The 26,514-nt window shown below is 36.6% G+C and carries 25 protein-coding genes; 5 read left to right on the top strand and 20 right to left on the bottom strand.

What is annotated here, in order from left to right; translation table 11 throughout:
- Nucleotides 1-5: 5 nt before the first annotated feature.
- The 8 genes from ftsI to J3U42_RS00760 form a co-directional block, all read right to left on the bottom strand.
- Complete coding sequence (gene ftsI / locus J3U42_RS00795) at nucleotides 6-1,778, bottom strand: peptidoglycan glycosyltransferase FtsI (protein WP_267335023.1); 1,773 nt, start codon at nucleotides 1,776-1,778, stop codon at nucleotides 6-8.
- Nucleotides 1,778-2,140 carry a cell division protein FtsL gene (gene ftsL, locus J3U42_RS00790; protein WP_267335021.1) on the bottom strand — a complete coding sequence of 121 codons (363 nt, stop codon included), beginning with the start codon at nucleotides 2,138-2,140 and terminating at the stop codon, nucleotides 1,778-1,780. The genes ftsI and ftsL overlap by 1 nt, the downstream gene beginning before the upstream one ends.
- The gene (gene rsmH / locus J3U42_RS00785) at nucleotides 2,130-3,068 is read right to left on the bottom strand and encodes a 16S rRNA (cytosine(1402)-N(4))-methyltransferase RsmH (protein WP_267335019.1); all 939 of its coding nucleotides are present in this window, start codon (nucleotides 3,066-3,068) and stop codon (nucleotides 2,130-2,132) included. Before rsmH ends, ftsL begins: the two co-directional genes overlap by 11 nt.
- Nucleotides 3,069-3,083: 15 nt before the next feature.
- Entirely contained in the window at nucleotides 3,084-3,530 is a 447-nt protein-coding gene (gene mraZ, locus J3U42_RS00780; protein WP_220218022.1) for a division/cell wall cluster transcriptional repressor MraZ, read from the bottom strand.
- Nucleotides 3,531-3,901: 371 nt separating this feature from the next.
- Nucleotides 3,902-4,600 carry a 6-phosphogluconolactonase gene (gene pgl / locus J3U42_RS00775; protein WP_220218023.1) on the bottom strand — a complete coding sequence of 233 codons (699 nt, stop codon included), beginning with the start codon at nucleotides 4,598-4,600 and terminating at the stop codon, nucleotides 3,902-3,904.
- A 12-nt stretch (nucleotides 4,601-4,612) separates the two neighbouring features.
- On the bottom strand, nucleotides 4,613-6,073 hold the full coding sequence (gene zwf, locus J3U42_RS00770; protein WP_220218024.1) for a glucose-6-phosphate dehydrogenase: 1,461 nt from the start codon (nucleotides 6,071-6,073) through the stop codon (nucleotides 4,613-4,615).
- 182 nt (nucleotides 6,074-6,255) lie between these two features.
- Nucleotides 6,256-6,540, bottom strand: coding sequence for a 50S ribosomal protein L25 (gene rplY, locus J3U42_RS00765; RefSeq protein ID WP_220218025.1), 285 nt, complete (start codon nucleotides 6,538-6,540; stop codon nucleotides 6,256-6,258).
- A 186-nt stretch (nucleotides 6,541-6,726) separates the two neighbouring features.
- On the bottom strand, nucleotides 6,727-7,599 hold the full coding sequence (locus J3U42_RS00760; protein ID WP_267335017.1) for a D-hexose-6-phosphate mutarotase: 873 nt from the start codon (nucleotides 7,597-7,599) through the stop codon (nucleotides 6,727-6,729).
- Between the two features lie 203 nt (nucleotides 7,600-7,802).
- Here J3U42_RS00760 and hemW point away from each other — a divergent pair, with 203 nt between their 5' ends.
- Nucleotides 7,803-8,936 (top strand): radical SAM family heme chaperone HemW, encoded by a 1,134-nt coding sequence (hemW, locus tag J3U42_RS00755; protein ID WP_267335015.1) that lies wholly within the window; start codon nucleotides 7,803-7,805, stop codon nucleotides 8,934-8,936.
- Between the two features lie 240 nt (nucleotides 8,937-9,176).
- On the opposite strand, the gene J3U42_RS00750 is transcribed toward hemW, so the two are convergent.
- Together J3U42_RS00750 and J3U42_RS00745 are read right to left on the bottom strand one after the other, a co-directional pair.
- Nucleotides 9,177-10,142, bottom strand: a complete 966-nt coding sequence (locus J3U42_RS00750; protein ID WP_220218028.1) for a sugar kinase — start codon at nucleotides 10,140-10,142, stop codon at nucleotides 9,177-9,179.
- Nucleotide 10,143: 1 nt separating this feature from the next.
- Entirely contained in the window at nucleotides 10,144-10,968 is an 825-nt protein-coding gene (locus J3U42_RS00745; RefSeq protein ID WP_267329927.1) for a DeoR/GlpR family DNA-binding transcription regulator, read from the bottom strand.
- A gap of 333 nt (nucleotides 10,969-11,301) precedes the next feature.
- On the opposite strand from J3U42_RS00745, the gene J3U42_RS00740 reads away from it, so the two are divergent.
- The 4 genes from J3U42_RS00740 to J3U42_RS00725 all read left to right on the top strand — a co-directional run bounded on the left by J3U42_RS00740 (nucleotide 11,302) and on the right by J3U42_RS00725 (nucleotide 15,007).
- Nucleotides 11,302-12,156 (top strand): tagatose bisphosphate family class II aldolase, encoded by an 855-nt coding sequence (locus tag J3U42_RS00740; protein WP_220218030.1) that lies wholly within the window; start codon nucleotides 11,302-11,304, stop codon nucleotides 12,154-12,156.
- An 8-nt stretch (nucleotides 12,157-12,164) separates the two neighbouring features.
- Nucleotides 12,165-13,088: a 1-phosphofructokinase family hexose kinase gene (locus tag J3U42_RS00735; protein ID WP_220218031.1), complete on the top strand. Its 924-nt coding sequence runs from the start codon at nucleotides 12,165-12,167 to the stop codon at nucleotides 13,086-13,088.
- 11 nt (nucleotides 13,089-13,099) lie between these two features.
- Entirely contained in the window at nucleotides 13,100-14,503 is a 1,404-nt protein-coding gene (locus J3U42_RS00730; RefSeq protein WP_267335013.1) for a PTS fructose transporter subunit IIC, read from the top strand.
- Between the two features lie 66 nt (nucleotides 14,504-14,569).
- Nucleotides 14,570-15,007 carry a PTS sugar transporter subunit IIA gene (locus tag J3U42_RS00725; protein ID WP_267335011.1) on the top strand — a complete coding sequence of 146 codons (438 nt, stop codon included), beginning with the start codon at nucleotides 14,570-14,572 and terminating at the stop codon, nucleotides 15,005-15,007.
- Nucleotides 15,008-15,163: 156 nt separating this feature from the next.
- Here the strand turns inward: J3U42_RS00725 and ribD are convergent, their stop codons facing one another.
- The 10 genes from ribD to J3U42_RS00675 form a co-directional block, all read right to left on the bottom strand.
- The gene (gene ribD / locus J3U42_RS00720) at nucleotides 15,164-16,270 is read right to left on the bottom strand and encodes a bifunctional diaminohydroxyphosphoribosylaminopyrimidine deaminase/5-amino-6-(5-phosphoribosylamino)uracil reductase RibD (RefSeq protein ID WP_267335010.1); all 1,107 of its coding nucleotides are present in this window, start codon (nucleotides 16,268-16,270) and stop codon (nucleotides 15,164-15,166) included.
- Nucleotides 16,271-16,287: 17 nt separating this feature from the next.
- Nucleotides 16,288-16,740, bottom strand: coding sequence for a transcriptional regulator NrdR (nrdR, locus tag J3U42_RS00715; protein WP_220218035.1), 453 nt, complete (start codon nucleotides 16,738-16,740; stop codon nucleotides 16,288-16,290).
- Nucleotides 16,741-16,902: 162 nt separating this feature from the next.
- The gene (gene thrC, locus J3U42_RS00710; protein WP_267335008.1) at nucleotides 16,903-18,192 is read right to left on the bottom strand and encodes a threonine synthase; all 1,290 of its coding nucleotides are present in this window, start codon (nucleotides 18,190-18,192) and stop codon (nucleotides 16,903-16,905) included.
- 112 nt (nucleotides 18,193-18,304) lie between these two features.
- Nucleotides 18,305-19,243 carry a homoserine kinase gene (gene thrB, locus J3U42_RS00705; protein ID WP_220218037.1) on the bottom strand — a complete coding sequence of 313 codons (939 nt, stop codon included), beginning with the start codon at nucleotides 19,241-19,243 and terminating at the stop codon, nucleotides 18,305-18,307.
- Nucleotides 19,244-21,700, bottom strand: a complete 2,457-nt coding sequence (gene thrA, locus J3U42_RS00700) for a bifunctional aspartate kinase/homoserine dehydrogenase I (protein WP_220218038.1) — start codon at nucleotides 21,698-21,700, stop codon at nucleotides 19,244-19,246.
- 291 nt (nucleotides 21,701-21,991) lie between these two features.
- Nucleotides 21,992-22,321, bottom strand: coding sequence for a hypothetical protein (locus J3U42_RS00695; protein ID WP_220218039.1), 330 nt, complete (start codon nucleotides 22,319-22,321; stop codon nucleotides 21,992-21,994).
- A gap of 146 nt (nucleotides 22,322-22,467) precedes the next feature.
- Complete coding sequence (locus J3U42_RS00690) at nucleotides 22,468-23,220, bottom strand: SDR family NAD(P)-dependent oxidoreductase (RefSeq protein WP_220218040.1); 753 nt, start codon at nucleotides 23,218-23,220, stop codon at nucleotides 22,468-22,470.
- Between the two features lie 178 nt (nucleotides 23,221-23,398).
- Nucleotides 23,399-23,851, bottom strand: coding sequence for a universal stress protein UspA (gene uspA / locus J3U42_RS00685; RefSeq protein WP_220218041.1), 453 nt, complete (start codon nucleotides 23,849-23,851; stop codon nucleotides 23,399-23,401).
- Between the two features lie 66 nt (nucleotides 23,852-23,917).
- A complete protein-coding gene (gene pitA, locus J3U42_RS00680; protein WP_220218042.1) occupies nucleotides 23,918-25,432 on the bottom strand; it encodes an inorganic phosphate transporter PitA in 1,515 nt (504 codons plus the stop codon).
- A gap of 68 nt (nucleotides 25,433-25,500) precedes the next feature.
- Entirely contained in the window at nucleotides 25,501-26,472 is a 972-nt protein-coding gene (locus tag J3U42_RS00675) for a bile acid:sodium symporter family protein (protein WP_267335006.1), read from the bottom strand.
- Nucleotides 26,473-26,514 lie beyond the last annotated feature (42 nt).

Raw genomic sequence — 26,514 nt, 5'->3', positions numbered from 1 at the left:
ACCTATTAATATATAATCATTTGCCCATCGACTTGGCGATCGGGTTTTACATTCATTGTTCTAAGTACGCCGCCCATAATACGACTAAATACTGGAGCGGAAACTGAGCCGCCATAATACTGTCCGGCTTTTGGGTTATCGATCACTACCACCAAAGAGTATTTTGGTGCTGAAGCAGGTGCAATACCTGCTGTATAAGCTAAATATTGATTAACATACCTGCCACCCGACAATTTTTTCGCTGTACCGGTTTTTACACCAACGCTGTAGCCGGGCACTGATGCTTTAGTTCCGCCACCAGTTACAGCTACGGCTTCCATTAATTGAACAACCGTTTTAGCAATTTTTTCAGAAACCACCCGTTCACCTTCAACAGGTTGCGTTACTTTTAAAATAGAAACCGGTCGATAAATACCATAACTGCCAATAGTTGCATAAGCTCTGGCTAGTTGCACTGGAGTTACACTTAATCCATAGCCGAAAGCAAAAGTCGCACGTTCAATATCCGCCCATTTACGCGTTCTATCGGCTGCAATTGATCCACTCACTTCGCCACCCAAGCCTAACTCGGTAGGTTGTCCTAACCCAAAGCGACTATAAAATTCGACTAAGTCACCGGACTGCATTTTTAAAGCCAATTTACTTACGCCAACATTACTCGATTTTTCTAAAATACCTGCTAGATTAAGTGATTTCTGATATGACACATCTTTAATTTCATATCGATTAACTAAAAAAGGTCTGGTATCAATGACAGTATTTAAATCTGCAATTTTTTTCTCTAAAGCTGCCATAACAACAAGAGGTTTAACTGTTGACCCTGGCTCAAAAGCGTCTGTTACGGCACGATTTCTCAGTAAGCTATAATCAATTGACGATCGGTTATTTGGGTTATAAGACGGGCTTGTGGCCATAGCTAATATTTCACCCGTATGCACATCAACTAGTACCGCAGTTCCACTATCTGCTTTATTAAATTCAACTGCTTGGCTAAGCTCGCTATAAACTAAAGATTGCAGTCGTTCATCAATACTTAATGTTAAATCAGAAGCTACTTCACTTTCTGTTCGTTGTAGTTCTTCAATAACACGACCCAGTCGGTCACGTCTAACTACACGTTGTCCTGACTCACCAGTTAACCACTTATTAAAGCTTTTTTCGATTCCTTCTGAACCTTTTTCAGTGCCATTTTGATCAATATCGGTTAGTCCAATTAACTGAGCAATATTTTGCGCTGCGGGGTAATAACGTTTTGATGTTTTAGCAAACGAAATTCCCGGTAATTTCAACTTTTTTAAGTAATCCGATATTGTCGGTGTTATTTGCTTAGACAAATAAACAAAACGCATAGAGGGATTGCTTAACTTCTCTTCAAGCGTCGACATAGGTATATTTAATGTTTTTGCTAAACCTTGCCACCTTATATCATCAGCTTTTACACCACCTTTTTGTACAACAATTTTTGGATCTGCCCAAACATCATACATAGGCACACTAACAGCAAGTGCTCGACCATTACGATCGGTAATCATTGCCCTTGGTGCGTCCATTTCCTGATGACGGATTGAACGTTTGTTGCCTTCTGAAATTAATTTCTCAGGCTCAATAATCTGTAAAATTGCCATTCGAACAATCAAGCTAACAATGGCAACTATGATAAAACCGTAAACTATATAAAAGCGATTAGGTGTAAAAAACTGTTTTTTACTGTTTAGTTTATTCGGTTTATTTGTCCTTACTGAGTTCTTATCTTTTTTATGTTTAGTGACAGATTTCATCATTTACTCTTTATCACAATAACGGTTTCATTTTGAGGTGTCACATAAGACATCCCTAATTGATTTTTCGCTTTATCTTCAACTCGTTTTGGATCTGCAAGAACATTTTCTTCAATAACTAAATTTCGCCACTCGCTTTCTAGCACATCCTGTTCTAATAAAAGCTGCTCTCTTTCAAATAATTGTTTACGCACTTGTTGCGTTGTGATTAAAACCGCACCAGCAGAAAGAATAACAAAAATAAGCAATAATAGAGACAATTTTTGGTGACCAAAAAGATCACCTACAATCAAACCAAATAAACTTTGAATTGGTCTTTTTGTGTTGTCTACATAATGACTATTATTTTGATTACTCTTCATGTTTTCTTTCAGCTACCCTCAATATTGCACTACGTGAACGTGGATTATTATCAATTTCAACAGTAGTTGGCTTAATTTTGCCTAGTGAAGCTAACTTAGCAGTACCATATTGTTTTATCTGCTGTTGAGTTAATGGTAATCCCGCAGGAATATCTGGCCCTTTACTCTGTTTATTAATAAATTGTTTAACAATTCTATCTTCTAAAGAGTGAAAACTAATTATGGCTAATCTTCCCTTATCGGCAAGTACGGACAAGCTACTATCTAATGCTTGTTCAACTTCTTCCAATTCACTATTAATGTAAATACGAATAGCTTGAAAACTACGTGTAGCAGGGTGTTTGTGCTTATCTTTTTTGGGTGTTGCTTTCTCAATTAAATTAGCTAACTCTAATGTGCGCGTTATTGGTGTAACTTTGTTTTGTTCCACAATTGCTCGGGCAATACGCTTGGCAAATTTTTCTTCGCCAAATGTTTTCAATACCCATGCAATATCATCTTCATCACTTCTTAATAACCATTCGCTAGCAGTTAAGCCTTTATGATTATTCATACGCATATCAAGTGGACCATCTCGCATAAATGAAAACCCTCTTTGAGGATCATCTAATTGTGGAGATGAGACACCAAGATCGAGCAAAAATCCGTCTATTTTACCGATTAATCCTAAATCATCGAGATATTGATAAATATTTGAAAACTCACCTCGAATAAATTGAAATCGGGGATCATCTATTTTTTCAGCCTCTTGCTGTGCTCGCTCATCACGATCTATCGCAATAAGTTTTCCGTTTTTACCTAGTTTTTCGAGTATAAGACGAGAATGCCCACCACGACCGAAAGTACCATCAACATAAATACCATTTTCTTTGATATTTAATGCAGAAACAGCTTCATTTAATAGTACCGTTGTATGTTGATAATTCATCACGCTTTTACTCTTTTAAATTGTTAAATTTTTTAAATTATCGGATAAGTTTTCAACATCTGCTGATATCGCAGCGATATCATCACTAATTTGTTGATACCAAATCGCTTCATCCCAAATTTCAAATTTGTTAGATTGGCCAACAAACATTGTATGTTTTTCTAATTTTGCATAGGTGCGTAGAGTTGGTGGCAACAATATTCTTCCGGCACTGTCCATTGGGCACTCTGTTGCATAACCGAGTAATAACCTTTTAATTCGCCGTTCAGCTTCAACAACAGAGGATAAAGTTGATAATTGTTTCTCTATTTGTTGCCATTCTGAAAGTGAGTAAAGTGTTAAACATGGGTGGTATAAGCCAATGGTACATACCATACCTTCGGACAAAAATTCACGATAACGAGTGGGAATAGCCATTCGCCCTTTGCTATCTAAATTGACCGAAATTGCACCACTAAACATGAAAGCACCATTTGTTATTAATTTTATTATTTTTAAAATGATTTAAAATCAAACAGTTAAATATTTTTTATATTTTTACCACTTAACCCCACTTTTTACCACAAAAGTAACAAAAATAATAGGTATTTAATCAATTAATTTCAGCCGTTTTATTTATAAAGATCATGATTGATGTTTATTTAAGAAAATTCAAACATAAATTAGAAATTAATTATTTAAAATCAAAATATTACTAAATATCGAATGGCTATTTTATTCAAGATAAAAAATCACATTTTCTTAATAAGAAAGAGTTGGATTAGATTTAATGTTCAATCGAGATAGGAGGATTTAATTTAGTTAGCCGACTTTTGTCGGCTAATCTGACTAATTTATGAAGCAGCCCAAAATCCAATAACATTGACTATATTTTGTTTTATCACTGCACGTATCGGCATCTCATCAATATCATCACCTTTTTCTGCCCGTTCAAGTACATCTAATTTACTTTCACCAACTAAATGTAAATAGATATTTTTACTATCTAAAATTGTTGGTAAAGTTAAGGTAATGCGATCAAGAGGTGCAGTTAATGGGGTCATGCCAATAACTTTTCGACCAGAGTTCATATCCAATCCAGCCATTAAGTTAGCCGCTCCAGGGAAAAGTGATGCCGTATGCCCGTCTTCTCCCATACCTAGAATGACTACATCTAAAGGCATTGGCACTTTAGTTAACTCTTTTTCAGTCAATTGAGCACCATCAAATGGGTTATCGCAACTGTTTTTTAAGCCGACAAAATTAGCCAGTTTTGCTTTATTTTGCAACAGATAAGTCATCACTAATTTTTCATTACTGGCATCATCAGTATCATCTACCCATCTATCATCCACCAAAGTAATAAAAATACGATTCCATTCTAAATCTTGCTCACTGAGCATAGTAAATAAAGGAATAGGTGTTTTTCCGCCAGAAACAGCTAGAGAAGCATGCCCCTTTTCAGCAATCGCTTGTTTTAACGCATTGACAATATGTGAAATAAGGTCTTTATTAAGTAATTGGCTATTATCATATTTATTTAATGTAAACATAGTTATGTTCCTTTATTCAAATTCATGCCATGAATAACCATCTTTAGTAACCAAAGCAACTGAAGCAACAGGGCCCCATGTGCCAGCCTGATAGGTTTTAGGTGATTCGTTATCAGCATTCCACGCCTTAATGATTGAGTCAACCCATTTCCATGCAGCTTCTACTTCATCACGATGTACAAATAGAGCTTGTCGCCCTCGCATTACTTCCAGTAATAAACGCTCGTAAGCATCCGCACTAGGTTGATGGAAAGTCTCACTAAAACTTAAATCCAGTTTAGTTGTTTGAAGATTATGAGTACTATCCAAACCAGGCACTTTATTTAAAATTTCAATATCCATGCCTTCATCCGGTTGCAACCGAATCGTTAGTTTATTTTGTGGAAGCTTAGAATAAGATTCACTAAATAAGTTAAGTGGTAATGGCTTAAAGTAAACGACAACTTCTGAGCATTTGCTTGGCAATCGTTTTCCGGTTCGCAAATAGAATGGTACACCAGCCCAACGCCAATTATCAATATCAACACGAATAGCAACAAATGTTTCAGTATGGCTTTCTTTATTTGCTCCGTCTTCTTCTAAATAGCCCGGAACATTAATACCATTTACAAAGCCTGCAGTATATTGCCCACGTACAACTTTTTCATGAAGATTGCTTTTATTGATCGGCCTTAATGCATTTAACACCGCTATTTTTTCATTGCGTAAACTATCATCGGCAAGATTAGCTGGTGGCGACATAGCAATCATAGTTAAAATTTGTAATAAATGGTTTTGCACCATATCCCGCATTTGACCTGCTTTATCGAAATATCCCCAACGACCTTCAATACCAACTTGCTCAGCAACGGTTATTTCTACATGATCAATTGAGTTACGATCCCAAAAAGAGGCAAAAATCGGGTTAGCAAAACGTAATGCGAGTAAATTTAAAACCGATTCTTTACCCAGATAATGGTCAATACGATAAACTTGTGATTCGCTGAAAAATTTTGCCACAGAATCATTAATCTCACGAGAAGATTGTAAATCAAACCCTAATGGTTTTTCCATTACTATGCGATTTTTGGATTGATTTAATCCAGCTTCAGCCAAACCATGACAAATGGTGCCAAATGCATTTGGATGCATAGCAAAATAGAAGATAGCCGGATGATTCTGATCCAGTTTAGTTTTTAATGCTTGAAAACCTGAGGTGTCATTTACATCTAATTTATGAAAATTGAGTCGTTGGCTAAAACGACGCCAAACTGTTTCATCTAATGGTTCTGACATAAATGTCGTTAATGCATCTTTTGCTACTTCAGTGTAAGCAGCTTGATCCCACTCAGCTCGCCCTACGCCTAAAATTTTGGTCTGCTTTGGCAGTTTTCCACATTTTTCTAATTGGTATAGAGACGGTAAAAGTTTACGCCTCGTCAAATCCCCTTTTGCACCGAAAATAACTAAATCGCAGGCTGGGATATCAGACATGGTGTTCTCCTAAAAATGGTATTGATTGACTTATTCTATTATTTTTTGTTACCAGTATACACCCTGTTAATAGTATAAATCATAATAATAGGTATTTGCCCTATTTTACACTAAAACAAAAGGTCACCATTTAGGTGACCTTTACTTGAAGCTATATTGGATAAATTCCAACAAACGGTTGATTAAACGCGCACAAAGTCCATATGAACTAATTTTGGTTTAAATGCGTGGCGTTGAACTGCTTGTACTTTAACTTTGATTTCTTTACCGTCAACTTCAATAGTAAGTACTTCAGAATAGAATTCTGGTTTTTCTTGCATATTGAAAATTTGGTTGTGATCTAACACAACAGAAATCGCAGGCTCAGTTCCACCATAAACAATGGCTGGAAATTGACCAGCGTGACGCAGGCGGCGGCTCGCACCCTTACCATGCTCTTTTCTTACTTCTGCTTTAAATTTAAACATGTTTGATTCTCTTAATAATTTTAAATAAAAAAACCAATTACAGGCGACCCAGTAGTTGGCTATCAATTTGGTGCTTTAAAAGCGCTAGCGATTATAAAGTGTTATGTTGATAAACGCAATCAAATAATCAGCTCATAACAAGATAAAGCTAACCTTTGATTGCGTTAAAAAGCAATGGTAAAACAGTTAAATCAATTCAATCTTAAAGCCATAGGCCGTTTTAGCGTTTGGCGATAATTTTAACGGTTTGTTGATACAACTGGTTTCAACACAAACCATTGATTGATACTCTTCATCAGCAAAATCAGCCATAGCTTTGGCTTTATCGATCCATGGATTCCATGTCACCACATCACTGGCTCCGATATTGGTCAATTCAATGGTTCTTTTACCATCCGCAATAGTTATTTTGTCACTAGGGTGAGTATAAATACGATCAACTTCTTGATCGAAAGTTAACTGACCCGCCGTTGTTGGTTTATTTTCAACCGATAAACGTTCTTGATAGTTTTCACCTAAACCTTTAACCACAACATCATGAATATTATTAATACCAAAATAGGTATGTAATGCGCTTGTTGCATCAAAATCACCTTGACAACTTAGTGTTACATGACAAGTGTGTCCGACATGAATATTTAGCCAAACATGGAAAGGTTGAGTAAAAAATGGTTCGGTTTGCTGATTGTTAGTTAGCGATAACACTAAATCAACGCCATTATCATCCTCATGACACGAATCAAGTTGCCAATCAACTATTCGAGCAAAACCATGAGCAGGATCACCTAGTTGACCAAACCAAGGCCAACAAATCGGCACACCGCCTCGGATAGCTTTTTGCTTTTTAAAATGTGTTTTTTGGCTCAACCAGATAACCGGGGAAGATTGGGTTGAAGGTTGCCAAAATAATAGATGTGCGCCTTGTAAGGCAACAGCCGCACGACAAGTTTTGTGAGTAATAACTAATACCGGTAGTTCACCAAATGTGATTTGATTAACCGACGGACTTAATGATTTTTCTGCTGAATGACTCTCTAAAATTTGCTTAATAATACTCATACCTACTCCTGAATAATTTTTACTAACTTTTTTGGCTAACTATGCAAGTTAACTTGAAAAAATAAATTTAAAAACTGGCATTGATTTTACGCTTTTTAGGCACATTATAAAGACGGAATAAATGTAAAACAGCTTTTTTTAGTAAATTAGAGTAATATAGGCGGCTATTTGAATAACATGTCAAAAGATTTCAGGAAAGGTATATGTTTGAGTATAAAATCCCATTAAGTTTGTATATACATATGCCATGGTGTGTACAAAAATGTCCTTATTGTGATTTCAATTCTCATACATTAAAAGCTACCCCAGACTATGAAAATTACATTGATCATTTAATTAACGATTTAAAACAGGATGTATTACTTTGTCAGAATCGATCTATTCATTCTATTTTTATTGGTGGAGGTACACCAAGCCTCTTTTCTGCCGAACTGATCGATAAATTATTAACGAACATTAATAAAGTTATTCCTATAGATAGTGATGCCGAAATCACTATAGAAGCAAACCCGAATTCGGTTGATGTTGAGCGATTTAATGGATATCAACAAGCGGGGATAAATCGTATCTCAATTGGTGTACAAAGTTTTCAAGCAGATAAATTGTTAAAGTTAGGGCGTATCCATAATCAACAAGAAGCCATTGATGCCGGGAAACTAGCACACAATTTAAATTTACGCAGCTTCAATTTAGATTTAATGCATGGTTTACCAAATCAAACATTAGATGATGCTTTATATGATTTAAAACAAGCAATTGATATTGCCCCACCGCATTTGTCTTGGTACCAGTTAACGATTGAACCTAATACTCTGTTTGGATCTAAACCTCCGGTTCTACCTGATGATGATATGCTTTGGGCGATCTATCAAGCAGGTCATCAACTTTTAACGGAAAATGGTTACCAACAATACGAAACATCTGCTTATGCAAAAACGAATTATCAATGTCAGCATAATCTTAATTATTGGCGATTTGGTGACTATATAGGTATTGGATGTGGTGCACATGGAAAAATAACGCAATCTGACGGTAAAATAATTCGAACAGTGAAGACCAAACACCCTAAAGGCTATCTTGAAGGCCGTTATTTAGATAAGCTTAATACCGTTGAACAAGCCGATTTACCATTTGAGTTTTTTATGAATCGCTTCAGGCTATTTGAACCGACCCCGAAACATGAATTTGAACAACGAACTTTTTTACCTTTACAGACTATAGATCAACAAATAACGCAAGCTATTGATAAAAATTATATTATTGAAGATAACCAGCATTGGCAAATTACCGATCATGGGAAGTTATTTCTTAATTCGCTATTAGAGCTTTTTTTATAAATTCACTTGAAAAGTTTTTTTAAATAAGCCAAAAACCAATCTTTACTATAATTTTACATAATAATCGCTTACTTTTTAATCAATCATATGTATCTCTTTACATACTTTTAGAGGAAAAGGGTGCATAATAGTATCCGACAATGCATAAATTCATTGTTTTCCTATTCCTTATGTTTTCCCAATAACTCTGTTATTGGGATTTTTTTTCGCTAAAATTTTTAAATAAGGAAAACAACTATTTTAGCAGGTTTGATATTTAGATAAGAATGCTTCGATCTCTAACAATGTTGTAGTGCCTTCCATTGGTCCTTTTTTCGATACCGCTAAAGCGCCACTTGCATTAGCATATTGTAAAGCCATTTCAACCGAAAATCCTGCCAACATCAAACTAACAAATGTCGCACAAAAGCAGTCTCCTGCCCCGGTTGGATCAATTGAATCTATCGGAAAACCATCAACATGAAGTTTTTTTAAATTACTATTTTCATCTAAGCCATAGTAATTTGCGCCCTTAGCGCCGCTTTTTACAACGATGTGCTTAACACCACGTTCGAGTAAAGCTCTCATCGTCTGCTCTTCGCTTTCATTATTATGAGTAAAATAGCTGACTTCATTTTCACTAGGCAAAAATATATCGGTATATTCCAAAATGTAATCGAAAGATTGTTCCATTTCTTGAATGTTAAACATCTCTTTGCGTAAATTAGGATCAAATGAGATCGTCCCACCTTTTCTTTTGATTCTATCGAGAGCCTTGCGCATTGCATCAATCGCTCGAAATGAGTAAAGCGATGAACCCATAACATGTAAATGGTTACAATCTTTGAGTAAACCCTCATCGATATGATCAAAGGATAATAAGCCACAAGCACTATTAGGTATATTGAATATGAAATCACGCTCATTATAGTCTTGATAAGTTACAAATGCGCTGCCAGTATTAGCCCGGCTGTGGGATGTGATACCTTCAATATTCACACCATCTTTTTTTAGCCGATTAATACACATCTGGCCAAAGCTGTCCTTACCGACACAACTAAAAAATACCACAGGAAATCCTAATTTAGCCACCTGATCGGCAAAAATTGCTGGTGCTCCACTTGGAAAAGGCCCAATAAACTCACCAGTTTGATCAAAGCGCTGATGTTGTTTTTTAGCTAGAAATTCAACAAGTAGCTCTCCGATTGTGCAAATTTTAAAACTCATATTATGCTCCTGGTAAATTATGATACTTGACGCAATATTTATTCATAGCATATTGTTTAAAATTAGATTTTAACAATTGTTGATGATATTCTGTCACTGCTGGTTTTGATAAGATTGCAACATCCATTTGTTTCAATTTTCCAATACTATTATTATCTTCTGAAATACCTCTTTGCGATAATATGCCAATTGTATGATTAGCATGTTTTAATAATCGTTTATAAATTTCTTTTTGTTCAATGTTTTCAATAATTAATTGATTATTTACACTGATTGCCGCTAACTCAAGAATAAAATGCGTGATAGGATATTGCTCACATATAATCGCTAATTGATTATAACTTTTAATCACAATATCATCATGTAATACACCGCCAATTAAAATCACTTCTGCATCTGAGAACTCTTTCACCAATTGCGCATTATTAATATCATTCATAATGATTCTTAGTGATTTTTTGCTATGTAAAAAAGGGATAAGTTTGCGAATTAAATCGCCATGACTTAAAAAAATAGTATCGCCGTCATTGATATAATTTAAACAAGTTTTAACTAAATCAATATCACCACCTTCAATACCTGAAGGGTAATTTGACGTTAGGAGAGTTGAGTTATTAGTTATTTTGCTAGGAGAAATATAGATAGCACCACCAAAAGAGCGCTTTAAATATCCTTGCTGTTCTAAATATGTAAGATCTTGTCTAATAGTAACATTCGAAACTTGAAGCTGATCTGATAATTCGTCGACTTTAACTTCACCTTGTTTTCGAACAATTTCTGCGATATCCAATCGACGTTTTAATAGAGTAGAAGATGCTCTAGCCAATTCTCACTTCCTATGTAATTGGTAAATAGTACGAATAAATTTAACATACATGCGGTCAATAACAAACAATCTAGACCTTTAATTACTAAATTATATTATTTTTATATTAATATTTGAGCGCTGACTTTTGTTAAAGGAAAGTAAATTTTTTTTCGATATTTTGTAATCAATCTTTTTTTTTAAACAATAAAAAGTGCAATTTTGTGATCTATATCACTCTAATTCTGCTGGCATAACCTTCATTTTGCAATAATAATTAGACCAAATAACTTTCGATTTGAAAGAGTGTATTGAAATTTAAATAGTATTGACAAAAAGTTAAGGAGTAGCCGAATGTCTATTATTTCAAGCAATAACATGTTAAAAAAAGCCCAAAAGGAAAACTACGCAGTCCCCGCTTTTAATATCCACAATCTGGAAACCATGCAAGTTGTGGTCGAAACAGTCGCTGAACTGCAATCGCCGGTTATATTAGCGGGAACACCAGGAACTTATAGCTATGCCGGGACAGAAAATATCATCGCAATAGCCTACGAACTTTCCAAAAAACATAACGTCCCTTTAGCCCTCCATTTAGACCACCATGAAAGTTACCAAGATATTATCAACAAAATTGATGCTGGTGTTCGCTCAGTTATGATAGATGGATCCCATTTCCCATTTGAAGAAAATATTAATATTGTCAAACAAGTTGTTGAATATGCTCATCGTTACGATGTTAGCGTTGAAGCCGAATTAGGTCGCCTTGGTGGTATTGAAGATGATCTAGTGGTTGATGCAAAAGATGCATTATATACCAATCCACAACAGGCAGTTGAATTTATTGAGAAAACAGGAATTGACTCTTTAGCTATCGCAATCGGTACAGCACATGGGCTTTATAAGTCAGATCCTAAGCTTGACTTTGATCGTTTATCTGAAATTCGTTCAATAGTTGATATACCTCTTGTTTTACATGGTGCATCGGGTGTGCCGGATAAAGATGTACGTGAATGTATCAAGCGAGGGATTTGTAAAGTCAATGTTGCCACCGAACTAAAAATTGCTTTTGCTGATGCGTTAAAAAGTTATCTCATTGAAAATCCCGATGCTAACGACCCACGCCATTATATGAAACCGGCAAAATTGGCGATGAAAGAAATTGTCAAAAAAATCATTACTACCTGTGGATGTGCTGGCAAATTATAGAGGTCGATATGCTAATTTACACATTAACCCTCAATACTGCAATTGATATGAATATACGTTGTGACGGACTCAATCCAAATTGTGTCAACCGCACTTCACTCACGCAATACAGTCCGAATGGTAAAGCGGTCAATGTTTCAATTGTATTACATAAATTTAACAAGCCAACTTGCGCATTGGGTTTCTTTGGTGGATTTTCCGGTAAATACATTGTTGATGAACTAACTAAAATGCAAATTCAAACAATTCCTTGTTTCATTGATGATATTACTCGCATCAATGTGTTTATCAATGACGGACAAAATGAATACAAATTAGTGGGTAAAGGACCTTTTGTTCCGGATGATAAAAAAGCTGAAATGTTAGCCTTGATTGAATCATTAACAGCAGGTAGTTATTTAGTCATAAGCGGGAGTTTGCCAAATAATGTTGAACCAGAGTACTACCAAACAATTTTAGCTAAATGCAAAAACAAAAATATTCAGGTCATTTTAGATATTAGCCATCCAATACTCAGTAACTTGCTGAGCTATCAACCGTTACTAATTAAACCTAATGATGATGAATTAAAAGATATATTTGGTTTTGAGTGTAAAACAACACAACAAGTTGTTTCGGCATTAGAGTCTGTTCACGCGAAAGGTGCGCAAAATATCTTATTAACTATGGGAGACAAAGGACTTTATTTTTCAAATGGAGAACACATTTGGTTTTGTAATTCTGTAGCCATAAAGCTGGTCAGTTCGGCCTGCGCAGGCGACTCATCACTTGCGGCATTTCTAAGCGAATGGCTGCCAGATCAAAACAACATTGCCACAGCAATGAAAAAGGCCTCTGCAACAGGTGCTAATGTTGCAGAATCCGACGGATTAGGCCTATTAGATAAAATCAGTACTTATATGGATAAATTGGAAGTTACCCAAATCAAGTAAGGGAGATGACGATGAAAAAAATATTAGCCGTAACAGGTTGCCCTACCGGTATTGCACATACCTATATGGCAGAAGAAGCACTCAAATCAGCGGCGCAAAAAGCCGGGGTTGAGATTAAAGTCGAAACAAACGGTGCTGGCGGTATCGATAATCTTATTACCGATGCTGATATTGCCGACGCAATTGGTGTTATTATCGCCGCAGATAAAGATGTCAATGCGGATCGTTTTAATGGATTACCCGTAATTGAAGTACCCGTTAAAGACGGCATTCACAAAGCAGCAGCACTAATTGAACAAATTTCCTCCGGCAATGTATCAATACGTAATGCAGATAAAGCTAATGTAAAACAATCTAATTCTGCCAATCAAAGCGAAGTAAAAGAGTCTATTGGTCGCCAGATTTATAAACATTTAATGAGTGGCGTATCAAACATGTTGCCATTTGTTGTCGCAGGTGGGGTGCTGATTGCAATATCTTTTTTATGGGGTATTTATTCCTCTTATCCAGAAAATGAACAATATAATGAATTTGCCGCATTACTAAAGAAAATTGGTGGACAAGCATTTGATATTATGGTGCCTATTTTTACCGGTTTCTTAGCTTATTCAATTAGTGGTAGACCGGGAATGGTTGCCGGTTTTGTCGGTGGTTTAATTGCCAATATCACTGAAGCCGGATTCTTAGGTGGAATTATTGCCGGCTTCGCAGCAGGTTATTTAATGCTAGCTGTCAAAAAATTATTAGATGGCCTACCACGTTCATTTGAAGGCTTAAAATCTATTTTTATAATGCCACTTATTGGTGTATTTGTGATTGGTAGCGGTATGTTTTTACTCGGTGAACCGATTGCCAGCATTAATAAAGCCATGAAATCTTTCCTTGAATCATTACAATCTGGAAATCCTATTTTGTTAGGTGTTGTTATTGGTGCGATGTGTTCATTTGACTTTGGTGGACCAGTAAATAAAGCGGCCTATGTCACGGGCACAATGTTACTTGGTGAAGGTAATTTCTATTTTATGGCGGGCGTTTCAGCTGCTTGTATTGCCCCACCATTTGTTATTGCATTTTCAACCACAATATTTCGTGCTAAAGCTTTTAACGAAGAAGAAAGAGCAGCCGGTATTGTCAATTATATTTTAGGATCGACTCACATTACTGAAGGTGCAATTCCATTTGCCGCTAAAGACCCGTTACGAGTTATCCCTATTATGATGTTATCTTCAGCTATTGCATCGGTATTAACTTTTATCTGTCAAATTCAAGTACCTGCTCCGCATGGTGGTTTTTTAGTCTTACCACTAGTCAATAAACCACTATTATGGGTAGGCTGTATTTTTGTTGGTGCATTAGTCGGCGCAATTTTATTAGGTTTATTACGTATTCATGAAAAAAGAAAGAGCAATGAATAAATTCGCTAGGTAATCAATTCGATATGCCGATTTTATCGGTATATCGACTCAAACAAGGAAGGAAATATGAGTAATTTAAAATTAACCCCCGAGGATATCGCCATTATTGAAGGTGCATACAGCAAACAACAAGCAATTGAATTGGTGTCTAACAATATGATTCAAGCCGGATTCGTGGCGCAAGATTATACCCAAGCAATGCTTGACCGTGATTCACAAATCTCAACTTTTTTAGGAAATGGTATTGCTATCCCTCATGGGACAACAGAAAAGCGTGATAGTGTGCTAAAAACAGGATTGAAAGTTATCTACTTTCCACAAGGTATCAATTGGGATGAGGACAATAATACTGCATACGTTGTGATTGGTATTGCCGCTAAAGCGAATGAGCATTTAGATATATTACGTCAATTAACCCGAGCTGTGATTGCTGAAGATACGCTTGAAAGAATCAAACAGGTTAAAACACCTGAAGATTTATTAGCGATTATTCAAGCCAACTAATAGCCAATGATCCCATGAGCGTAATTATTCATACTCATGGGATTTTTTAGTCACATTTCAAATCGTTTATATTTTTTAGTAACCGTTAAAGAAAATATTAAGCTTAAAAATGCCAATCTATACTAGGTTATTTGTTGACTCTCTTAAAGAAGACCGTTATTTTCTTTTCAACATAACACGCAAATCTTCACCAATCATTGCCACTGATTCAAATTGGAAATTTGGCGCCATAGATAACTGGTGTAAATTAGGTAATATACACATATCTTGTGCATCATGACCCAATAGTTTCGGTGCATAATAGATAATAAGTTCATCAACTAGATCTTGCTCTATTAAGGATCCTGCTAAATGAGCGCCAGCTTCAACCCAAACGGAATTAATTTGATTGTCAGCCAATTGCTTGAATAATTGGGTTAAATCAATATGATTATGGTTTGAGGATTCAATGATTAACTGAGTATTTGGTTGATTAATGGCAATATCTTGTTTGCGGGCAACCCATGTCTCGCCTGGCTGCTGAAAAATATTTTCATCGCCAGTTAGTTGGTTTTGACTATCAATAATAACGCGAACGGGTTGTCTGATGTTTTCCGGTAGATAGATCTGTTTAATATCGTTAGGCAAATCGGCATAGCGTACAGTGAGGCTAGCATTATCGGCTTGCACTGTTGCACGGGTGCTTAAAATACAACTTGCTTGCGCTCTAAATTGCTGAACATCTTGCCTTGCAGCTATCGATGTTATCCATTGACTTTCACCGGAAGCCATTGCGATCTTACCGTCTAAAGATGCGGCAAGTTTAAGTTGTACATAAGGTCGACCTGTTCGCATTCGTTTTAAAAAGCCTTTATTAAGCGCTTCGGCTTGTTCGGTCAAAACACCTAATGTTACCAAAATTCCCGCATCAACCAACCGTTTTATGCCTTGACCGGCAACGGTTGGATTAGGATCTTGCATCGCAATAACAACACGAGCCACCCCAGCTTTAATAAGAGCATCAGCACATGGTGGAGTTCGTCCATAATGGCTACAGGGTTCTAACGTGACATAAACAGTTGCACCTTGCGCCGCTTTGCCCGCCATTTTAAGCGCATACACTTCGGCGTGTGGCTGCCCTGCTTTAAAGTGGTAGCCTTTACCAATAATCTGATCGTGTTTAACGATAACGCAACCGACATTTGGATTAGGTGTCGTTGTAAAGCGCCCAAGCTTAGCAAGTTCGATAGCTTGCTGCATGTAATGCTGATCTTTATCACTCATAAATGTCATATTGCAGTTTATTTCTGTTGTAACTTGGCAATTTCATTACTAAATTGTTCAATATCATCAAAGCTAAAGTAGACAGAAGCAAAACGGATATAAGCCACTTTATCAAGACTTTTTAGCTCTTCAATCACATAATCACCGATCAATTTAGCTGGAATTTCACGTTCGCCAGTTGCACGCAGTTTTGATTTTATACGGGTTATTGCATCTTCAATTGCATCAAAACTTACCGGGCGTTTTTCCAATGCTCGTTTGATACCATTACGTAATTTATCTTCATCAAATGGCTCACGAACTTTATTGCTTTTGATGACATTAGGCATAATTAATTCAGCTACTTCAAATGTGGTAAAACGTTCATTACATACCACACATTGCCGACGACGACGCACCTGAAATCCTTCACCGACCAGGCGTGAATCAATCACCTTGGTATCATCTGCATTACAAAACGGACAGTACATAATAATATCCTTATAATGACATAATTGGCATTACAATAGCTGAAAATATAGATTTAAACAAGATTTCAGTTATCTAATGCACATCACATTAGTTTATTCAACTTTTGTTTGAATGGTGATAATAAAAAAACGCCGCTAAATTAGCGGCGATCTCAGAGTAATCTACCAATCTAATTTAATTAGAAAATCGTGTAATTTGGTAAAATCATCGGGCATATAATGCGAAAGTAATGGCATATCAGCACGCTCAGCAAGTTCTTTCGGTAGTGGTATTGATTGCCCCAAAATCTCTTCCACAACCTCTTTAAATTTAGCCGGGTGAGCTGTACCTAAAAATAAACCATATTCACCTTCTTGCAGCTGGTCACGAAGTACACGATAAGCAATGGCGCCATGTGGCTCAGAGAGATAACCTTTTTGGGCTAATTCACGGACACTTTGTTTGGAAACCTCATCGGAAACGGCAGCGTGTCCTAATGATTTTAACACCCAGTTTTCTCTTTTGTAGATTTCTTCAATCCGAGGCCAATTGTTTGGTTGGCTCACATCCATTGCGTTAGACAAAGTTGCCACAGTAGCATGAGGTTCCCATTTACCCGTGTCTAAATAGCGTGGAACAGTATCATTAGCATTGGTGGCAGCAATAAAACGTTTAACTGGTAATCCCATGGTTTTCGCCAGTAAGCCTGCGGTTAAGTCGCCAAAATTACCACTTGGCACCGAAATAACCAACTGCTCACGCTGTTTTGGCGTTAACTGAGCATACGCTTCAAAATAATAACAAATTTGCGCTAATAATCGACTGATATTGATAGAGTTAGCTGAGTTTAACCCTATAGCTGATTTTAATGCTTCATCATCGAACGCTTGTTTAACTAATGACTGGCAAGCATCAAAATCGCTTTGAATTGCGATTGTATGAATATTATCACCGAGGGTACAAAATAGTTTCTCTTGAAGTGGGCTGATTTTACCTTCAGGGTATAAAATAACGACCCTAATATTTGGTAAATGATAAAATGCATGGGCAACTGCCGCACCGGTATCGCCAGAAGTGGCGGTTAAAATAGTGATTTTTTTATCGGCAGCTACTTGAACTAAGGCTTGCGCCATAAAACGCCCACCAAAATCTTTAAATGCTAAGGTAGGACCATGGTAGAGTTCCAACGTTCCGATATCTTCTTCAACTGATTTGACTGGTGCAGGAAACTCAAAGGCATTTTTGACTAATCGTTGCATATCTTCATGACTAATTTCATCGCCAATAAAAGCAGATAAAATTTTGGCACTTCGAGTAACAAAATCAAGTTTTAACAGAGACTCAATTTCATTAGCTGAGAATTTAGGTAATTGCTCAGGGAAAAACAGACCTTGATTTTTTCCTAGCCCTTGCTCAACCGCTTGGGCAAAACTAACTTGCTGACTGTGATCTTTTAAGTTATACAATTTCATAATATGTTCCGATTATCTTTATACTTTAATTGTGGGTTGTTTGGGATTTCAACTTCACCAAAAACCATTGGAATCTTTTAATTTCACTAATATTTTGTTTTCTTAATCAAGCTTAAATAACTCTTGCACCTTGCGTATCGATTTTACAAATATGTGTAAAACCTTCATCATTTTGCAAATAGTCACTTTTCAGTAATGATTCTACTTGCTCAGCTGTATCAAGATTATCCGTAATGACAAACATGGTTGGTCCTGAGCCGGAAATACCCGAAGCAAGTGCGCCAAGTTGTTTCACCCGTTTTTGTGTTTCATCAAAGTTTGGTAATAATTGTTTACGGTAAGGCTCGGCAATGTTATCCACTAACATCGCGGCGGCCAATTTTGGTTGCTGAGTATAACAGGCATGTAAAAAACCACCGACATAACGACCATGCGCAACACAATCTGCTTTTTGATACTGAGCAGGTAATATGGCTCGTGCTTCTGCTGTCGATACTTTAATGCCGGGATAAGCCATTACCCAATACCAATTTTCAAAATGTGGAATGGTTTGGCTAATGATGCCCATTTCATCAAGGATAAATTGCATGCCACCTAAGTAACAAGGCGCAACATTATCATAATGCACACTACCGGATATCCGTCCTTCAAGTTCCCCCATCATTGAAAGCATTTCAAACTCATTAAAAGGTTTATCGAAAAACGTATTTAAAGCAACAAATGCCCCGACAACAGAACAAGCGCTCGACCCCAATCCAGAACCAATTGGCATATTTTTTTCAAGTGTAATGCTCACCGGTAACGTTTTCCCCATTGCTTTACAAAAACGCTGCCAACATTGATAAACAATATTGTATTTAGGATCACGAGGCAGTTTTTTTACAAATTGCCCTTTGCTAATCAAATTAAATTCATTAGCCGATTCAACCGTTATACAATCCCCAAGCATTGCCCCACTAATCGGATTAATGGCAGCACCTAAAATATCAAAACCAACACTAATATTAGCCATTGATGCAGGTGCGTAGACAGTTATAGATTTATGGCTCATTTATCCTCCAATTTTACCTGATGTTGTACGTAAAATATCCGCAAAAACACCTGCTGCGGTAACATCATTGCCAGCACCATAGCCACGTAAAACCAGTGGAATTGGTTGATAATATCTTGTATAAAATGCCAATGCATTTTCGCCATTTTTGACTTTATAAAGAGGATCTTCACTATCCACCGCTTCAATCTTAACGCTACATTGATTACCATCAATACTGCCGACATAACGTAATACTTTTCCCTCTTTGGCTGCCTGCTCAGATTTTGCTTTAAACTGAGCATCGAGCTGAGGTAATTTTGCCATAAATTCATCAATGCTACCTTGCGCATACTCAGCTGGTAAAACAGATTCGACATTGATTTGATCAAGTTCTAACTGTAATCCTGCTTCTCGCGCTAGAATTAACAATTTTCTTGCCACATCGGTGCCCGATAAATCATCACGTGGATCAGGCTCTGTAAAACCTTTTTCCTTAGCTAATTTGGTAGCTTCAGACAATGACATCCCTTCGTCAAGCTTACCAAAAATAAACGATAATGACCCAGATAAGATACCTGAGAACTTAATCAATTCATCACCAGCGTTAAGTAAATTTTGTAGATTTTCAATAACCGGTAAACCAGCACCTACATTGGTATCATATTGGAACTTACGCTTACTTTTTGCCGCTTCTTGACGTAAGCGTAAATAGTAAGCCATGGAGCTGGTATTGGCTTTTTTATTAGGGGTGACAACATGAAAACCGTTTGCTAAAAAATCAGCATACTTATCGGAAACTTCATTACTGGAAGTACAATCAACTAATATAGGATTCAGTAATCGATTATTTTTCGCAAACTCTATAATACTGTCTAATGTATAAGGTATTTGACTCTGTTTTATCTGCTCACGCCAATTGGTCAAATCAATACCATCACGATTAAGTACGCTATGTTTAGAGTTAAATAAACCACAAACACGCAGATCGACCTGTTTGTTTTTGAGCCATTGTTGTTGGCGACCAATTTGATCAACTAAGGCACCGCCAACACCACCAACACCCACCACAAAAACATCTAACATTTTATCGGTGCCAAATAACATTTGATGAGTGACCCGAACGCCCATTACCGCCACATCATTATCGACAACAACTGAAATAGAACGTTCAGAAGATCCCTGCGCTATAGCAACGATATTAATGTTTGCTCGAGCTAATGCGGTAAAGAAATTAGCCGACAGACCACGTAAAGTACGCATTCCGTCACCCACGACAGAAATGATAGCTAATTTATCAATCACCTCAATTGGCTCAAGTAAACCGTCTTTAAGCTCTAAATAAAATTCATCACTTAAGGCTTCTTCCGCTCGATATAGCTCAGTTTGTGGAATGCAAAAACTGATGCTATATTCGGATGATGATTGGGTAATAAGTACAACAGAAATACCCGCATAGGACATGGCTGAAAAGACACGGGCTGACATGCCAACCATACCTTTTAATCCTGGTCCGGATACATTAATCATTGCCATATTGTTGAGATTAGTTATACCTTTTACCGGTGTTGTTGAATCAACAACATTTGCCCCAATTAATGTACCGGGTGCATCAGGATTGTTGGTATTTTTAATTAAACAAGGAATTTGGAACTGAGCTATCGGTAAGATTGTTCTTGGATGAAGCACCTTAGCACCAAAATAAGAAAGCTCCATTGCTTCTTGATAAGACATTGTTTTTAATAATTTAGCATCAGGCACAATGCGAGGATCACAAGTGTAAACGCCATCAACATCTGTCCAAATTTCGCAGCAGCTTGCCCGTAAACATGCAGCCAACACGGAGGCTGAATAGTCTGAACCATTACGACCAAGCACGACTAATTCACCTTTGTCATTACCCGCTGTAAAACCAGCCATTAAGATAATATTTTCAGGTGGAATATGCATTTCACTAATTCGATGTGATGACTCAACAATATCGACAGTCGATTCAAGGTAATCGCCTTGAGCAATTAACATTGTAACCGGATTGATGACCGTTACGGCATGACCTTTTGCTATTAATAACTGTTGCATAATAGCAATAGAAAGTTTTTCACCACGACAAATGATTGAAGCATTAATACTGTCAGGACACTGACCTAATAGCCCAATCCCCTCTAGCAACTGTTTGAGGTTATTAAGCTCATTGAGTGCAAACCGTTTCATTTCGTCATAGGCAAAATTAGGTACTGCTTTTGAGATACCTTCTAATAGATCGGCAAAAATTTTCTCTGCATCATAAATGTTAGTTTCAACATCCTGCCCTGCGACCGTTTTTTCGACCATTGCAACCAAATGATTGGTAATTTTAGCGGGTGCCGATAAAACAGTTGCTGTCTGCTCTTGCTTTGCATTATTTTCAATAATCTCTGCAACACGCAAAAAACGTTCTGCGTTAGCGACAGATGTACCTCCAAATTTTAAAACTTTCATATCACACCTTTACTTATTATCCTAATTTATGCCAGTTCTTATTCAAAATATTAGTTTGTAACTTTTAAGATTTTGAACCTATTTTGTATATAAAGTAAAAAACCCGCCTTTTTTGGCGGGTTTTTCAATATTTTTAAGGAAAAATCAACCCGCCCTATATTTAATAATAGTGCCTGTGGTGCCAATCATGCTAATAATGGTCATGATAATGTTCATTATTTTTCCTTGAATAAAATTCTATATTAAACTTAAAACAAAACAGCCCGACATTTTCATGTCAGGCTGTATTAATTAAAAAACTTTTTTGCTGTTTTCGTACTCATTGACTACCTTGTTTAAAGCTTGGTAGATACTTTGAGCATCTTGTTTCTTTAATGCTTCATCAAGAATATTGAGATACGATAACATCAATTTTTGATTATCTTCGGCAAACTGTGGCGAAACTTCCTGATCTTCATATAACATGACATAAGTGCGAGCAAAGCCAAAGATCAAAAAATAGACCGATGCATTTTTTGGATCTTCTTGAATTAAAGTTCGCATAGCTTTACGCAGTTTTACATAACTGTCTGTACCTGGCAAACTTGTCGCAAATGTATTTGTTACTTCAGTAAATGTCATTACCCATAAACCTCAATCAAAATTACAAGAAGAAAGAATATCAATCCATTAGCATAAGTGCAAGTCTATTTTGTTGACAAAATCCATTTTTTTACGATTTAACAGCATCGAGATCAATAATCTAAATGCCAATGCTGGTTTGGCTATTACAGTGATTTACTCACCGCTAACCCTGCCGAAGCTTGTGCAACAGGCATAATTTCAATGGAATTAACATTAAAATGTGCAGGTGTGTTAACCAACCATGACACCGTATTGGCAATATCTTCCGGCGTGATGTAATCAACACCTTCATAGACAGCTGCGGCTTGTTCATTGTTACCATGGAAACGGACATTAGAAAACTCAGTGCCACCACATAACCCCGGCTCAATATTTGTCACTCTGACTTTCTTTCCCAAAAGATCAGTACGTAAATTTGCACTAAATTGTTTAACAAATGCTTTGGTAGCGCCGTAAACATTACCGCCTTTATAAGCGTATGTTCCGGCTACCGATCCAAGATTAATGATATAGCCAAAATTACGCTCAACCATACCCGGTAAAATTTGATGGGTTAAATGCACTAAACCAATAATATTGGTTTCAATCATGGTTTCCCAATCATCATAATTAGCTTGATCAGCTGTTTCTAATCCTAAGGCTAACCCTGCATTATTAATCAGGATATCAACTGGCTGAAACTCTTTAGGCAATTGTAATAATATTGTCTCAACCGAATCTTTCTTTGTGACATCTAAAGATAATCCAAAAAAATTGGTACCTAACTCTGTTGCCAGCTTTTGCAATTTATCTATACGCCGAGCAGCACCGACAACTTTATAACCGTCTGCAATAAGCTTACGGCAGATTGCTTGACCAAACCCTGAAGATGCACCGGTAACTAAAGCGATATTCATACTCAATCTCCTTGTATATTAAGAATTATCTGAGTATTTTTTAGAATACTTTATAGGTTAACTAGAAAATTATTCTTTAAATTATACTCAAACGTATAGTATTTCTGAAAGTTCTTGACAAAAATATTATCTTTTTAATAAAAAAACCCGCTTATAAAGCGGGTTGATGTTTAACATTTCATTTTGCTGGCTCTTGCGCAGGCTCATCATCTTTTAACGGCACGATTAATGTGTCGATGTGAGTATTATTGATGAGTTGGCGAGCAGAAGACATTAATTTGCTCCAAAAATCTTGGTGATGACCACAAACAACTAAATCAACCCCATATTCGTGGATAGCTTCAATTAATACTTGACCAAATTCACCATTTCCGGAGAGGGTATGTGCAATTGGATAACCTGCTTCATCAGCCAATTTATTTAAGGCAATGTGCGCATCTTCAGTAATACGATCTTTCATATCATTCATATTGATATCAACTAAACCGGTGTAAAGATCTGAATAATTAATACCAACGTGAATCAATGAGATTTGAGCATTATATGGTCGGGCCATAGAAACTGCTTTTTCGACAAGCACTTCACTTTCTGGTGATAAATCAACTGCGACTAATATATGTTTATAAGCCATGATACTTTACTCCTTCCTATTTTTAACTTCCTAGTTAAATTGATAATCAGTACTCTATTTTTACTACTAAATCAATTTTTGAGCAAGCCAAAAAAGTGACCCAGATAACAAAATTGATATTGGAAGTGTTAAAACCCATGTCAGCGCAATATTTTTTATTGTCTTACTTTGTACACCGCCGCCGTCAACAATCATAGTACCGGCTACTGATGATGAAAGCACTTGAGTTGTCGAAACCGGCATACCGGTATAACTTGCAATCCCAATTGATAAAGCAGTGGTAATTTGTGCTGAGACGCCTTGTGCATAAGTCATGCCTTTTTTACCAATTTTCTCACCTATAGTAATAGCAACACGTCGCCAACCAATCATGGTACCAACAGCTAGCGCTGATGCAACGGCAATAATGATCCAAATTGGCGCATATTCAACAGTTTTAAGTAAATCATTGTTTAATGATTTTAAGTATTGCTTATCTTGTGAAGACACATTAGGTTGTTTAGCCACATGTGATACCGTATCAGATAAACATAGTAAAATGCGTCTGGTTTGTGAACGTTGGTCTACTGTTAGCGTTTCATAATCATTGAGTTTATTAAATAAGTTATTAGCAATACCTAAGGTGGTAAAAGAGCGAGAATAATCGCAATGATATTTATTTAAATCAGTTTCAGGAATAGTTGTATCAACAGCAGTTTGTGAACCAATCACTGAATTAAGCTCTTGGTTATGCGTGACAAAATACTCTTCAATATTATGGATAGCATTACGAGTATTAGTAATGTCATAAGTAGAAGCCTGCATATTAACAATAAAGCCGGCCGGCGCAATACCCATTAATACCAGCATTAATAAACCAATCCCTTTTTGTCCGTCATTAGCGCCATGAGAAAAACTCACTCCCGCCGCCGAAATAATTAGCATAATACGGATCCAAAATGGCGGTTTCTTTTTACCATAAAGCTTTTCACGCTGTTCAGGCGTCATGAAAATACGTTCTCTTTTTTTGCGGCTCTTTTTACTTTGACCTTTGCGAGTCCAATATTTTCTCAGTAAAAAGATCATCAACCCGGCAATCACAAGCCCAACAACAGGGGAAATAATCAATGATAAAAAGATTGAAATCATTTTAGGTATATTAAGTGCATCAATGATCGATGTATCTGTAATAAAGGCATTAGCCAGTGCAACACCGATAATCGATCCAATTAAGGTATGTGAACTTGATGCAGGAATACCTACATACCAAGTGCCTAAATTCCAAATGATTGCGGCAAATAAGATGGAAAATACCATCGCAAGCCCGTGCGCTGAGCTTACATTTAGTAAAAGATCTGTCGGTAAAAGGTGAACAATAGCATAAGCGACACTCAGCCCGCCGAGCAATACGCCAAAAAAGTTAAACATACCTGCCATAAAAACGGCAAGTTGTTCTTTCAATGCCCTTGTATATATTACTGTTGCCACAGCATTAGCTGTGTCATGGAAACCATTAATTGCCTCGTAAAAAAGAACAAAAAATAGTGCCAAAACTAATAATACAATGGTTGTAAATTCTAAATCAGCAAATAGATGAAACATAATATATCTTTCTGTTGTTAATAGCCCAGCTATTATCCTTGAGAATCAAGCAATGAGCAAAACAATTTTTACATTTTTCGCTTTGCATAACGTGCAGCCAGTACAGCACAGATCATGAGTTGTACTTGATGAAAAATCATTAAAGGCAAAATCATAATGCCCATTATCGACATTGGGAAGATAACACTTGCCATTGGAATGCCACTAGCAAGGCTTTTTTTCGAACCACAAAACACAATGGTAATCTCATCTTCTTTATTAAAACCTAATAGTCGCGACCCATAAGTGGTCAACAACAATACAATGGTTAATAAGACGATAGAATAAAAGATAATCTCTATAAGTGATAGCAAACTAATTTTAGACCAAATCCCGTTAGCAACCGCATCACTAAAGGCAACATAAACAACTAACAAAATGGATAAGCGATCTGTTTTAGCAATCACTGTTTTATATTTATCGACCCATTTACCAATAAATCGCCGTGAGAGATGACCGACTACAAATGGTAACATCAGTTTGAGCATAATTGATGAGATAGCATCAAGCAAATTCATTGATCCTGCCGCTTGAGTATGCATAAGTAAACCCACTAATACAGGCGTTATAAATACCCCTAATAAAGTAGATGCTGATGCACTACAAATTGCAGCCGCAACATTACCTTTGGCTATGGATGTAAAGGCGATTGCTGATTGAACAGTGGCGGGTAAAACACAAAGATAGACAAATCCAAGATAGAGTTCATAGGGTAAGAAAGTAGGGACTAAAAATTGCATTAGTACCCCTAAAATAGGGAAAAGAATAAAGGTCGTAGCAAAGATGAATAGATGCAGTCGCCAATTTTTAATCCCGACAACGATGGCCTGAAATGATAACTTAGCGCCATGCATAAAAAATAATAAGCCAATAGCAAACGTTGTTAGGTATTCAAAAACAACTTTAGTTTGCCCTTCACAAGGAAAAACACTGGCAGTCAACACCACACAAATTAAAATTAATAGAAACGGATCGATTTTAAAACGTTGTAGTAGGTTCATGGCTTCAAGCGTGATAAGTTAAAAAAAATCGCCACAAAAGTG

Origin of the sequence: Gilliamella sp. B2923 (assembly GCF_026536565.1) — a bacterium.
GTDB lineage: Bacteria > Pseudomonadota > Gammaproteobacteria > Enterobacterales > Orbaceae > Gilliamella.
The sequence above is the reverse complement of the archived record's forward strand: the minus strand, read 5'-3'. Positions and strand labels throughout refer to the sequence as shown.

What these genes read in the sequence shown, in the direction of transcription:
- ftsI (WP_267335023.1), bottom strand. Translation starts at nt 1,778, where the DNA reads ATGAAATCTGTCACTAAACATAAAAAAGATAAGAACTCAGTAAGGACA.
- ftsL (WP_267335021.1), bottom strand. Translation starts at nt 2,140, where the DNA reads ATGAAGAGTAATCAAAATAATAGTCATTATGTAGACAACACAAAAAGA.
- rsmH (WP_267335019.1), bottom strand. Translation starts at nt 3,068, where the DNA reads ATGAATTATCAACATACAACGGTACTATTAAATGAAGCTGTTTCTGCA.
- mraZ (WP_220218022.1), bottom strand. Translation starts at nt 3,530, where the DNA reads ATGTTTAGTGGTGCAATTTCGGTCAATTTAGATAGCAAAGGGCGAATG.
- pgl (WP_220218023.1), bottom strand. Translation starts at nt 4,600, where the DNA reads ATGTTTACATTAAATAAATATGATAATAGCCAATTACTTAATAAAGAC.
- zwf (WP_220218024.1), bottom strand. Translation starts at nt 6,073, where the DNA reads ATGTCTGATATCCCAGCCTGCGATTTAGTTATTTTCGGTGCAAAAGGG.
- rplY (WP_220218025.1), bottom strand. Translation starts at nt 6,540, where the DNA reads ATGTTTAAATTTAAAGCAGAAGTAAGAAAAGAGCATGGTAAGGGTGCG.
- J3U42_RS00760 (WP_267335017.1), bottom strand. Translation starts at nt 7,599, where the DNA reads ATGAGTATTATTAAGCAAATTTTAGAGAGTCATTCAGCAGAAAAATCA.
- hemW (WP_267335015.1), top strand. Translation starts at nt 7,803, where the DNA reads ATGTTTGAGTATAAAATCCCATTAAGTTTGTATATACATATGCCATGG.
- J3U42_RS00750 (WP_220218028.1), bottom strand. Translation starts at nt 10,142, where the DNA reads ATGAGTTTTAAAATTTGCACAATCGGAGAGCTACTTGTTGAATTTCTA.
- J3U42_RS00740 (WP_220218030.1), top strand. Translation starts at nt 11,302, where the DNA reads ATGTCTATTATTTCAAGCAATAACATGTTAAAAAAAGCCCAAAAGGAA.
- J3U42_RS00735 (WP_220218031.1), top strand. Translation starts at nt 12,165, where the DNA reads ATGCTAATTTACACATTAACCCTCAATACTGCAATTGATATGAATATA.
- J3U42_RS00730 (WP_267335013.1), top strand. Translation starts at nt 13,100, where the DNA reads ATGAAAAAAATATTAGCCGTAACAGGTTGCCCTACCGGTATTGCACAT.
- J3U42_RS00725 (WP_267335011.1), top strand. Translation starts at nt 14,570, where the DNA reads ATGAGTAATTTAAAATTAACCCCCGAGGATATCGCCATTATTGAAGGT.
- ribD (WP_267335010.1), bottom strand. Translation starts at nt 16,270, where the DNA reads ATGAGTGATAAAGATCAGCATTACATGCAGCAAGCTATCGAACTTGCT.
- nrdR (WP_220218035.1), bottom strand. Translation starts at nt 16,740, where the DNA reads ATGTACTGTCCGTTTTGTAATGCAGATGATACCAAGGTGATTGATTCA.
- thrC (WP_267335008.1), bottom strand. Translation starts at nt 18,192, where the DNA reads ATGAAATTGTATAACTTAAAAGATCACAGTCAGCAAGTTAGTTTTGCC.
- thrB (WP_220218037.1), bottom strand. Translation starts at nt 19,243, where the DNA reads ATGAGCCATAAATCTATAACTGTCTACGCACCTGCATCAATGGCTAAT.
- thrA (WP_220218038.1), bottom strand. Translation starts at nt 21,700, where the DNA reads ATGAAAGTTTTAAAATTTGGAGGTACATCTGTCGCTAACGCAGAACGT.
- J3U42_RS00695 (WP_220218039.1), bottom strand. Translation starts at nt 22,321, where the DNA reads ATGACATTTACTGAAGTAACAAATACATTTGCGACAAGTTTGCCAGGT.
- J3U42_RS00690 (WP_220218040.1), bottom strand. Translation starts at nt 23,220, where the DNA reads ATGAATATCGCTTTAGTTACCGGTGCATCTTCAGGGTTTGGTCAAGCA.
- uspA (WP_220218041.1), bottom strand. Translation starts at nt 23,851, where the DNA reads ATGGCTTATAAACATATATTAGTCGCAGTTGATTTATCACCAGAAAGT.
- pitA (WP_220218042.1), bottom strand. Translation starts at nt 25,432, where the DNA reads ATGTTTCATCTATTTGCTGATTTAGAATTTACAACCATTGTATTATTA.
- J3U42_RS00675 (WP_267335006.1), bottom strand. Translation starts at nt 26,472, where the DNA reads ATGAACCTACTACAACGTTTTAAAATCGATCCGTTTCTATTAATTTTA.